The sequence below is a fragment of the Sodalis endosymbiont of Henestaris halophilus genome (assembly GCF_900161835.1).
Classification (GTDB): Bacteria; Pseudomonadota; Gammaproteobacteria; order Enterobacterales; family Enterobacteriaceae.
In genome coordinates this window covers 433,228-445,282 of record NZ_LT897836.1, presented here as the reverse complement: position 1 = coordinate 445,282, position 12,055 = coordinate 433,228, and the positions used below count along the sequence as shown (strand labels likewise).

The 12,055-nt window shown below is 33.0% G+C and carries 1 protein-coding gene; it reads left to right on the top strand.

The window, feature by feature from the left end; all coding sequences use genetic code 11:
* Positions 1-4,292 precede the first annotated feature (4,292 nt).
* Positions 4,293-5,261, top strand: coding sequence for a lipopolysaccharide heptosyltransferase RfaC (gene rfaC, locus HBA_RS00925; protein ID WP_097032186.1), 969 nt, complete (start codon positions 4,293-4,295; stop codon positions 5,259-5,261).
* Positions 5,262-12,055: the final 6,794 nt, after the last annotated feature.

Genomic DNA, 12,055 nt, shown 5'->3' with positions numbered 1-12,055 from the left:
CGGAAGTAGCTGGAAGAATTGGGGGTATTCACACGCATTATATAGGTTAGCGTGACGAATAAGTTGTACAAACTACTTTATTTCATCGGCACTTCTGGTATGTGCAGGAATATCTTGCGATAAGACGTGCAAATATCGCAAGAAGTTGCCAGTAAATATTTACTCAAGAAATATGTACATTGCTGCACTGAACTGTTTATGTACAATACTATACACTTATTAAGGAAGCAACCCTGTGAATAGGGTTATTTCCTTAATTTACAGCGACAAACTACTACACGAGTGCAAGTTCGATTCACAACTATTTATCAAATGACACTATTGCGGCAACCACTGTCAATGACAAGCTATCTAAATCTAATAGGGAAACACAAGTTATATAATTAGTTTATGTACTAGTTTTATGTTGTTATTAAATTATCTCTGTGAGCTGAATAAATGTTTTAACGCCAAGCAAAAATTAGCTAATACATTATTGGCTGAAACTAGTTGGTTAGTCGCCAACTAGAGATACAACTATCGTAGACGCTAACATTAAAGCAGTGCTTAATGTTATTAGTCACAATTTATACGTAATTTACCTCTTAAATAGTTTTGCTCTATTTCATTAATTAATTTTATAGATCGTTGAAAAAGGTCTTTTATAAAAGCTCGGGCAGCAATGCGCCGTCGCTACCGCAATTATCTAATTGTCAATTCAAAATGGCAGTAAGGCGGTGAATGAAAAATTAGTGAGTATTAATACTAAGATTAATACTGGAGGAGTACTCTGGTCAAGCATTAGAGTAAACTATAATAAGCTACCAATTTAAATATAGATGACTTAATTTATCTAAGGTTATCATTCTAACTAATAATAAAAAAACCGCAAAACACACCTGGCATCATTATTTAATATCTGATCCTAGGCTTTATTAGAGCATGAGCATAGATAACTCTCAACCACTTAGTGTGATGGTGGTACGATATGTGAATTTATATTATTGATAATTAATATAAATATAATGCAACAAGGTAAATAATTACCTTAACGATTCACGCTTATAATTAAATACATTTAATTTATTCTTGTTTTATAAACAAGTAGTTTGTTACCAAGTTATACATGCTCTTATGACATATTTAATTAAATATTAATACAAGATAAATCATATTAATTATCTTAAGGTTTGTAATAACCTTATTTATGTTAGCATAATCGATACGTTTAGTCAAGCATCATTAATTAAATATAAGTATTAAAGAAAAGTTATATAGTACAGGCAGTTAAGAATGCTTATTGATTATTTTAATCACACAATTAAATTGTATAAGGTAATTTTGATTTATTATCATGACATTAATTCCCGTAAGTTTTTATTTATTTTAATAGAGATTAATGGTAATTAAATTAACATAAAGGTATTAACCTTAATGCCATAATAATACTACAAACAACTATGTTTGACATTTAATTTATAAAACTTTAGTTAATTATACAATAATTGATTAATTAAAATCATAAAATAATGCTCAATGTAGCATTTTACATAAATACACCACAGGTAATACCATAATCAAAATATAATTTACATTGATAATAATCAATTAAGTTAAGTGTATTACTAGTAACTAACGTAGTTGATTGTTAAAGTAATTATTTCTTATCGTAAGCTGGTATGAGTAATTATTGCACGATTAATAATTACATATATTTTGCGATTTTTGGTAATAAATTATATAATATTAATTATATACATCATGCATTATCTTTTTATTTATTTTACTTATACAAGATAAGAAGCGTTGCTTCTGTAATTAAGATGAAATAAGTATCTTGTTACTTATTTGCGTGAAACATAAACCAACAAATATTTATTCTATAAATAATGTTTTACATTTTAATAATCTCGTGTTTACGGGATAAAAAGAAACTCACTTAAATATAATCTTACACAATTAAACGCAAATATTTCAGTAGTGTATAACTTCATTATAATACAAATTATATCGTAAGATTATTTTGATAGTTAAATAACACTATCTTGTTTATATTAAATAGGAGCTAAAAGATATTTTTACGTAAATTAATTAATTTCACTAATCTATCGTCACAGTATAATACTAGTTTATCTTTACTAAATAAAATCCTTAACCGCAAATTAACTTGTTGCATTAATCTTAGCAACAAACCTAGGTTTTTTAATTTGTTAAGTTAACTTAGATAAACATTAATTATCTTTTTTAAGATATACTTAAATTAAACACTATACTCTTGTATATTGTATTGTATGCAAAATTTGTTATCTGCAATTTGCTAATTAACTCATCTTCTACTATTAACTATCAATTACCTTATTATGTTATATGTGTTCAATGAACACATTCATTGAATTAATAAATTATTTCATATTATAAAAGAGTTAGAATAACATATGATGTATAAAAGTTTTATCATGTGACGTATCCTGTTGCTTGACCTCGTAACTATTTAATAACAGAAATGACAGAAGATGAAAATATGCACTCTATAAGTTAGCATAGATAGATGTTTTCAGTCACTTCTTACATAGACTAATTCGTAATAACACCAAACAATCTGGATATTTCAATATTACGATTGAACTCAACGTTATGTTGTACAATTACAAATGTAATTCTCTTTTGACAACAAATATCAATACTGTCGTATCATAATAGTAATTTGTCATAACACATCATGCAGACAAATGTTGGTGATATTAAGATACAAGTATGGTAGTACACTGAAATTGACGCACAAGTCAGGATATTATCCTGACCTCAAGTTTTTACAGGTGACCAAATGAGAAATCATTTATTGCTAACTTTAGCACCCGAAATAGTCACCTAACTATATTAACTAAAATTCTACTAATGAAGATGCAACTAGATCATAAATGTTAAATAACTAGCTCTCAATAACCGGATAAAACCTTCAACTTAAACGTCAGGTCAGGGACAATCTTACTAATATTGTTATCAATCCCTTGAACAGATTACATGAATGAGTACTGTGCTCATAGCACAGTACAATACTATTGTATACATGATTTAAAAAATCTAAAAGTAATTTTGATATCTAACTCACAATATGCTGATAAACAATCAAAAATTTGATAATTCATATTAACAAAGTTAGATAAATTATTGGTAAGTTGGGTAAAGGATAAGTAAGTGATAATCAATAGCTAAAAACGCTATCCCGCAAAATACGGAGGCAATGAATATGTTGCAAATACATGATCCTCTCGACGAATAGTATCACAGTGATACAACCTACAAAAGGTCCAGTACAACGATGGCGATGATTTCTAAACGGAAAAGTTTTGAGTTTGTTTAGCAAACAATATTAATTTTCCTATAAACAGACAAATCAAGCAGTATAGCTTTTATCAGCTTGTTTCTATAATTGTTAAATTACTTTAGGTAGCCTAAAAGCTACGTAGTAGCTTGCTAGCAATTAGAATAATTTTAGCTACCGGGATACTCGTAGGGGAAAATTTTATGTTCGGCATAAATAACCGCAAACTTTTTGATGTTGTCAGATAACGTAAAGCAGTAGGTGGCGAGATAACTAATTAAATAATACTAGGGTTTAGCGACTGTTACACATAGAATGTGTGCCAAGAATAAATCTATAGCCGCCTGACCGATGACGGCATCTGATATAAAACCTGCCCGTGATATTCACAGGGATGCTATATTAGCATCAGGTTTCACTAGTAAAATAGAAATTTAATGCCAACTAATCCAAGAAGTTATTCTGCGTATATTTAGATAAAGTAGTCCGTATTTTGGTTACCTAACTAAAAGTAATAATAATTTAAAAGAAATTTAATATTCATAGAATATGAGATGTTACTCATAAAGCCATGAATATTTTATTACAACGGTGTTAAGAAAAAGAACCATAAATTAATTAAATACCTTAAAATCGAGAAATTTGACCACTTACCGTTATCATCAAAATCCTGGCAAGCGTCAGTAAAAACTGACGGATATTATATTAAATCAATTTTTGTGACAAAATACGTTATTAAAATGTACGTGCAACATTATGATGCGAAAGAAATAACTATAATATTGCCATTTAAGTTGTTGTCGGTTACTCAAACAAGACGAAAAAAATTATCAAGAGATATTTAGTTAACTGACCTTGGAAGTAAATCACTAATTTGTATATAAAGAACACATCCAATCAAAATTATAATTAATGGTGGTTTTACCAATTGCACTTTGACATGGTTGCCAAACAAAAACATTTTGATTAATCTACTCTAAAAGGAATATTGATGCAAGTTCTAATCGTTAAAACTTCTTCAATGGGTGATATATTACACACTTTGCCTGCGCTGACAGATGCAATGCAAGCATTGCCGGAGATTTGTTTTGACTGGGTGGTAGAGGAGGATTTTCTACAAATCCCCACTTGGCACCCGGCAGTCCGGCAAGTTATTCCAGTAGCGCTTCGACGATGGCGCAAAAACTGGTTCGGCATGGCTGCGCGTCAGGAGCGTGATAACTTTAAACGTCATCTCCAGCAAGAACTCTACGATGTGGTTATAGATACGCAGGGACTGATGAAAAGCGCCGCATTCGTCACTCGCTTGGCACGTGGAGAAAAACACGGTTTGGACTTCACAAGCGCGCGCGAACCCTTCGCCAGTTGGTTTTACCATCAGCGGCACAAAATAGGCAAGCAACAGCACGCCATAGAGCGCATCCGCCAGCTGCTCTCTGCTAGTCTTTGTTATCCTATTTCTACAGCGCCCGTTGATTATGCTATTGCTGACTACTTTACACCAAAGCCGGACAACGAAGCCTATTTAGTTTTTCTGCACGCTACTACCCGTCCTGACAAAGAATGGCCGGAATCCCACTGGCGGAAATTAATCCAACATGCCTCTGCTGCTGGTTATCACATTAAGTTACTCTGGGGTACAGAGTATGAGCAATTACGCGCACGGCGTATGATAAACGGGTGCTGCACTGCGCAGGTACTTCCGTTGTTAACATTAAGAGAAGTAGCTTTGCAGTTGGTAGGCGCGAAAGCGATCGTTTCGGTAGATACCGGACTCAGCCATTTAGCTGCGGCTCTTAACTGTCCGAACTTAACGTTATACGGTAAGACCAACCCGAAGCGTATCGGCGTTTATGGTCGTAATCAGCAAGTACTGCGTTCAAATGCCAGTAATAACAATATAGAATACTTAACGGCGAAGCACGTCTGGCGACTATTGCAACCCTTACTTACTACCTAAAAAGTAAAGGTTATTTATGATAAAATACTGGTCAGTCTTTTTTGTTTTTTCACTACCAGAAAAAGCTGCTGTTAATGCCAATTCAGCATCTTGCTCCAGATGGGGCAAGATAGTAATAAAGCATAGAAAAGCGGATCCTGCATTAAAGCACTTTATTAATGAGCTTTTTTAACTGTTAAATACTTTTCCCAAATATACAATTCATCTATCAATGGTAGAGAGTAACAATAACCAAGCAACACATATAAGTTGCCTGGTAAAACAAAAAGATGTTTACGGCTGATAAACTATTCAACACCTACACAAAGCATTAATAACAAGATCGTAATATCTCACAACTAGCGACGTTGTCAAGTATCAGAGATGCTGCTTTGATACAAAAAATCATCTACGCGATGAACCTTTCGTTCACTTGGAATTAACTAATGTAATACACCCTAGTGCCGCTATGGCGACACTAGGGAAGCACCAGGTCCTGACCAAATAATCATGTTTACTGCTATTTAACATTGATATTATAATTTTTCTCCGAAAATCAGGACAAAACCTCATCATACTGATAAATGTGCAACTACTTGAGAACGTATTTTATACTATAACTACATATGCCCATGATATCAGCTACTAAGTTCTTGCCATATCTGTTTTTTAGTTCCAGTGATGTATAAACATCACTGCTGTTAAAAGCAGCATTAATAATAAATTAAATACACTTCATTTTACCCCCCGATTTTGTATACAAGCACTATATACTATCTTCTTCGCTCATTTAGATAGGGGGCACTTGTTACGCCATAAACCCGAATATTTCCAGTTAAAATCATTAACTTTATAGGAGGTTAGCCAGTCACAGCAGTAAGATAAACTATTTTCTGCATGCCACGATTGCAGCCTTAAATCACTTAGACGCAATAGTCTAATAATCGAGAAATAAACATATATTTTAAGTAAATACGCCATTATACTGACTTTAACTAGGTGTTTACCAGCACAAACAAATTTGTGACTTTTCGCTACGCAAATTAATAGAAACAAGTACGCATCAGTTTTATAAAAGAGACTGCCAATGCTTATACTACTGGATAAATGATATCATCGTTTTATCGGTAATGCATTTATCACCACGATTGATCTCTAAATTGACGAAATTAATTTGATGGCTGTTGCCAATAATGATCTTGATATCTATCAAAGTTATTTATGCATATATCTTAAATATCAACTTGATTTTAAATCGTGCATAATATTCTAGTATTAGCTTGATTGACCGCCGCATCAACGTTCTTTAGCATACTATTATCGTGGGGGAGGGGGCTAATATTAATTCATACTACCTTGCACAGTATATACGAATTATAAACCGTGTCACACCAGCAACTAGGTGTGCTGCTGACTTGGTGCTGATTAAAATGCTTACTTTAACAATAGCGGAGGCCGTAGTATCAATCAGAATCTCAACTTCCTGGTTTGCTATTGCTTTTATCGAGCTGGGTATAACAAACCTACACAACCGCGATTTTATTAAACTCGGACAAACAAGCTATCGTTATTTTACGGAAAATTAAAAACTATCATGGTCCAGCATTTACGCTGAGCAACGAGGTGCTGCAGAAGAATAGAATGAGTTAAATATCTTTATTGAATAGCGTTTGTGAAAGCGAAATGTTCAAAAATTTTAGTTTTTCTTATACTTTTAAGGTTGGTTTTCATGCAAAAAGTCTATGATCGTAGTAAATTATTTATTTTACTTAGCGTTATTTTGCTGGTATATACACAAGTATAAGTAAGATTACTAATCTCTTTTTTTACCTGCGAACTCTATGCATTTTAGGAACATGCTAATTAGCGATCGCAATCTACACAAGTAACTTATTAACGACTGGATATTTAATTTCTAACTGTAGTTGACTATCTTTGAAGTTAGCTACTTTAAGCAAGCTATGGTTTGCTTAGTTAAAGCAATAAATTTCTGCATTTATCACCACCAATATTTCTGCGATTTATTATTATGCATGAATTTAATAACCTTTCAAAGTTGTTAAGTATTAACTATATGTATCGGGGGCCGGTATGCTAGTATTAACTATGATACATTTTAATATCAACATCAAAAATTCCGCGTAATATTAGAGCGGTAGTTTTTTTGCAAGCTACCTAACGTTGTTACCCTGACAGGGTAATTTTACTGTAGATATTTTATGTGTCTTATTATTTATATAATTTATTATTCAAGTAGCAGAACGCTTGCGAACTCTATCAACCGATCATCTGGCTATTCATATAGTATTTCTACTTAACCCTACCACTCAAGCGCCCTCTTTTTGCTCTATCGCTGATTTTGCCTGCTAGCAGTTAGGATTCTCTTTAGGTTAAGTTTTTTTTGATGTGGATGATCGCTGCGCAATTTCTTGGCGGTCTCTGATAAGAAAATCGGTGTTAGCCCTTTTAAATGCCCTATTTTGTGATAGTAACAACTACACCTAATTTCTTTTTGTTAGCAACTGTCTTTAAAGCAGTTGTATTTAAAATATGTTGGCGACACTAACGATAATCATGTGGTTTAATACATAATCCAATGTTAGTACAATAGTCATAAGTAGTTACATGAGGTATTTTTGTTCATCGTCAAGTTTTAATTTTCCCTAGAAAATTTATCATAATTCATTATTAAACACTCCATCTTTAGCTAAAGACATCTTCTGGTTCCCACTGAAGATAGTACTGAAACTAAAGGCGGACTCATATCCTCCCTTAATCGATATTCACAATTAATCCGGACGCTGCTAATAATACTTAACTCCTGCTCTAAAGGGTATATTGATTATTCGTTTTTATAGTTAAAGGTAATAAACCTAGCAAAATCGTGATACAGTTGCTCTATGTCTGGTGGCATAACTCTTTACACTTAAGTTAATTTACTTGACATAACTTTATATTAATAAAGCATAAATTTTACATATAACTAATACCCTACTCCTCCCAAATACAGTCTTACCACCTGGTATATTTGCGTAACACATTGACGCCTGGAGAACTAAATCAGTTCAATCAAAATTTGACTAAGAAAATACACCGATAGTACACACCGTCTAAAGGAGCATTAGAACATAGGACTAATTCAACCGATGCACATTAAGCGCGATGACTCAAAATGTTGACATCTAGAAAATATTTTCAGCAGTTAAGTCATAAACGAAATTGTTCTTACATTTATTCACCGTAGAATAGTTAAACAACTAGGACTTATAGATCCTCCTTATTCCAGTAAGATCACAAGCAAGCAAAGCCATGTGCAGAGAAATGCTAATGCATATTAATTACCGCAAAATACAAGAAGGATTATAGCCTAATTAGCATAATTTTAAATTATTTCATACATCATAATTAATGTAATAGACTAACTCGAAACGATACCTTTCTTATTCATATCCGAACACGTGATAGCATAGCATCTTCTTACTAAGAATATGTAATTAACTTTTTATATCTTATTTTTCTAGAGAAATAATAAAAGCAAACATAGCAAATGTTAAATTTAGCTTTTAATCCTAAAAACTATTCCACGCAACCGCTGTTAAGATCATCAACTAAATTATCCGCAATAATATATGCTCGACAGATAATCCACCTGAAATATCTCGTACAAAATTATGATTATAACTACATTAGATTTTTATCGAACCCTAACGTTTTGGTACGTGGAACAATAGATCATATACGATGGAAATCAACATGCGTATATTGATAATTATTGATGGTTTACAAGGCGTAGGTGTAGAGAAAATGTTGTTAACGCTCGCACAGGAAATAATGACAAGGGGCCCATAAAGTATCGATATTTTCTCTTAGGGAAGTGTGCGACTACCCGCTACCGTACGGGTATTCAATACCAGACTATAGCCGACCACATTGCTCATAGACTTTGGAGAAAACTAACGAAGTTGTCGCACCGTACGCGGGCACTAGATAAAGTTATTCTTGAAGTAAAAAAGCGCAAAGACAAATTCGATCTAATAATCTCTCATCTACATAAAACAAACCGCATTGTCGCTCGTAGCCGCGTATTGCTATAGAAACGCATTTGGTTTTACCTGCATACTATATTTTCCTTAGGATATTTGGGTCATCGCAAAGGGCTATCTCTCTGGTTAAAACGTTAAAACATTCATTCACTTTACTAAAATCGCAATATCATTGCCGTCTCGCGCGGCGTCTTGGACGATATGCTCATGGTTTTAAGGTAAAGCCCTCCCAAGCCAAGGTTTAATGTACAACCCTTTTGATTTAACCACTATTCGGAGACTTGCCGTAGCCCCATGAATTAGCTAGTCAAGCTTACCTAATTCACGTTAACCATCTGCATAAAATAAATGCCAAGAACGGCTACTAAAATCCTACGCCGCAAGCGATATTCTCAGGCACTATTAGTTATTATTCTAGGCAAAGGCAGCGACGCTCTGATAAGACGGCTTAACTTACTAGCGCAATATTTAAACATTACCGATCGGGTGATATTTACAGCATTTAACACAAATCCTTATTCCTATATTTGCTATGCTAGCATGCTGAATACTGAGCTCTGATAGTAAGGGATTTGGCAACGTACTAGTTGAAGATCTTATATGTGATACACCGGTAGTGAGTACCCGATGTACAGGCGGACCTGTTGAGATTTTAGACGAGGAACCTTTAGCGTGGCTGACGGATTTAAGTAGTATTTCGTTAGCAAAAACTGTGGGCAATTTATGACCGACCGCCAGTTATTTCATATAATCATCTACAGGCCTACGCAATAATAACTATTTGTAGGCAATATATAGCCTTAGCACACATTGCATTTTAATACAGCTGAAAACACTAAGAGCATTTTTATTTAAAGAAATACTTTTGATCATTTACTCAAACAGAATCCGCAGCAATTCAGCTTAGTGTTCGTTTTGTATAAAAAAGTCATTATATTTAACTTGTTTAAACCTTTTTTTATACGTAAGTATAAAATAATTCGAAACTGTAAACCAACATAATCGTGATGCAACACAACTTATCCTAAATACTTCAGATAAATAATTATTCATAAAGCTACAGTACATCCGTCATACGGAGCTGCGCGAACTAAATTCAGCATTTAACCAACTGATAATTAATAATATACTCAATGATAAAACCTATAACTTTATAAATTTATATAAGTATTTTATACTTATTTGTTATCAATACAAAATCATTGCTCAATCACTTCTTTACGTATTGCTCCGCCGTATGTCCTGCATTTTTTCTTTTTATAAAATTTTATTTCAAATCGATTTATTTAACATTTCTTGAGATCTTCAGATATCCTGCCGCTAAGATTTCCGTTTAACGTAGGTAAATCTTTATTTACTTTATTCACCCAATCATTTCTCTACCCTGCACAAAATAACTTATAATATTATAGCCAAGCACAACTTAGCTATCTCTATCTCTGCGTTTTATAGGTGCCTTAGTCGAGAAGCCAGGGCACTACTATTAATCAGCTTACAATAAATCCATAGCATCCTTCTTCCTTGTAATTATAAGTTATTATCACAGATTTGATAAATTTTATTTTAAAATAGTATGTCTGTCGGCATTATCTGGCATGTAATGGATAAAGTTATTGTTCATCCTTCATAATTTTTATTTAATGGATAACTTTACTCAGTAAAGTACTATTTAAAATAGCCCATGCCTATATTCTCACTCATTAATTTGATATAACAAACCGTGTCTCAAAAAGAAAGATATCTTTGTTCACGGATTACTTGCGGATTAAATCAAGTCGCAATAACGATATGATGTTGATATAATTTATAAATCTAGTAATTAATGATACGCTATAAAATTGTTAGTCAACAGCAATTGACGTGCCGTTGTATTAAAGCAAAATCACCTATTCTAGCGAATTGCTCATCTACATCCCAGAGATTAAAATCAGTAATAGTCAATGTGAAATTATAGTTAATATACGGCAGTTAGCATAAAATCAGTATTAACGTAATCTTTACGCATAGACCATTTAAGCTAGTTATCAATATGATTGATCAGGTGCGCAACACGATTAGTACTCTACTTAATAGTTCAGTGTTGTAAATTAGTTTTAAGATGCTAAAAGCAGCTTTCTTGTCTATCGACACTTAACTACAACTATTTGGTAACAATTGCCAATAATGCTCTTACTACTTAACTATGTAGTAAAACATCAATATACTAAAACTAGTTTAATTTCTTGCCATGACCCACTACAGTCACAGGGCGCATTTGTACATACTAAACAATAAATAAAATACGAAAAAACGTTACTGTGCAAACACCGGACAACTATATCATCCGTTCAGTTTATATCCAGTTGATTATATAAATGCTGAAACTACCACAAAATAAGACAGCTGATTGCAAAACTTGCAATCAGTTGGTTATTAAGGTGCTTACAGCCATGTAAGATCAAAAAAGAATAAAGAAAGCTAGGTATATTATTTTACGTTGTTAAGAAGTTGCCACCCATTTATATGATCGGGGCACATCTATAATCTCTCTCCTCAACTTGTAACAATCAATGCAATACATATAGCATTGCGGCGCTGAACACCCTTACTCGTAGCACAAACCTTACATATTCTAACTCATTACACTCTAGTATTGGCATCCATAGGGCAAAATATTACCATAATGCTGAGAAAGCAATTATGCCACACAGTCTGATAAAAATACGATTGACACTTAAAACAAGCAGCCATAACTCAGTAAAATTCTGCTTAAACTGCTGCTAATGGCAGCAA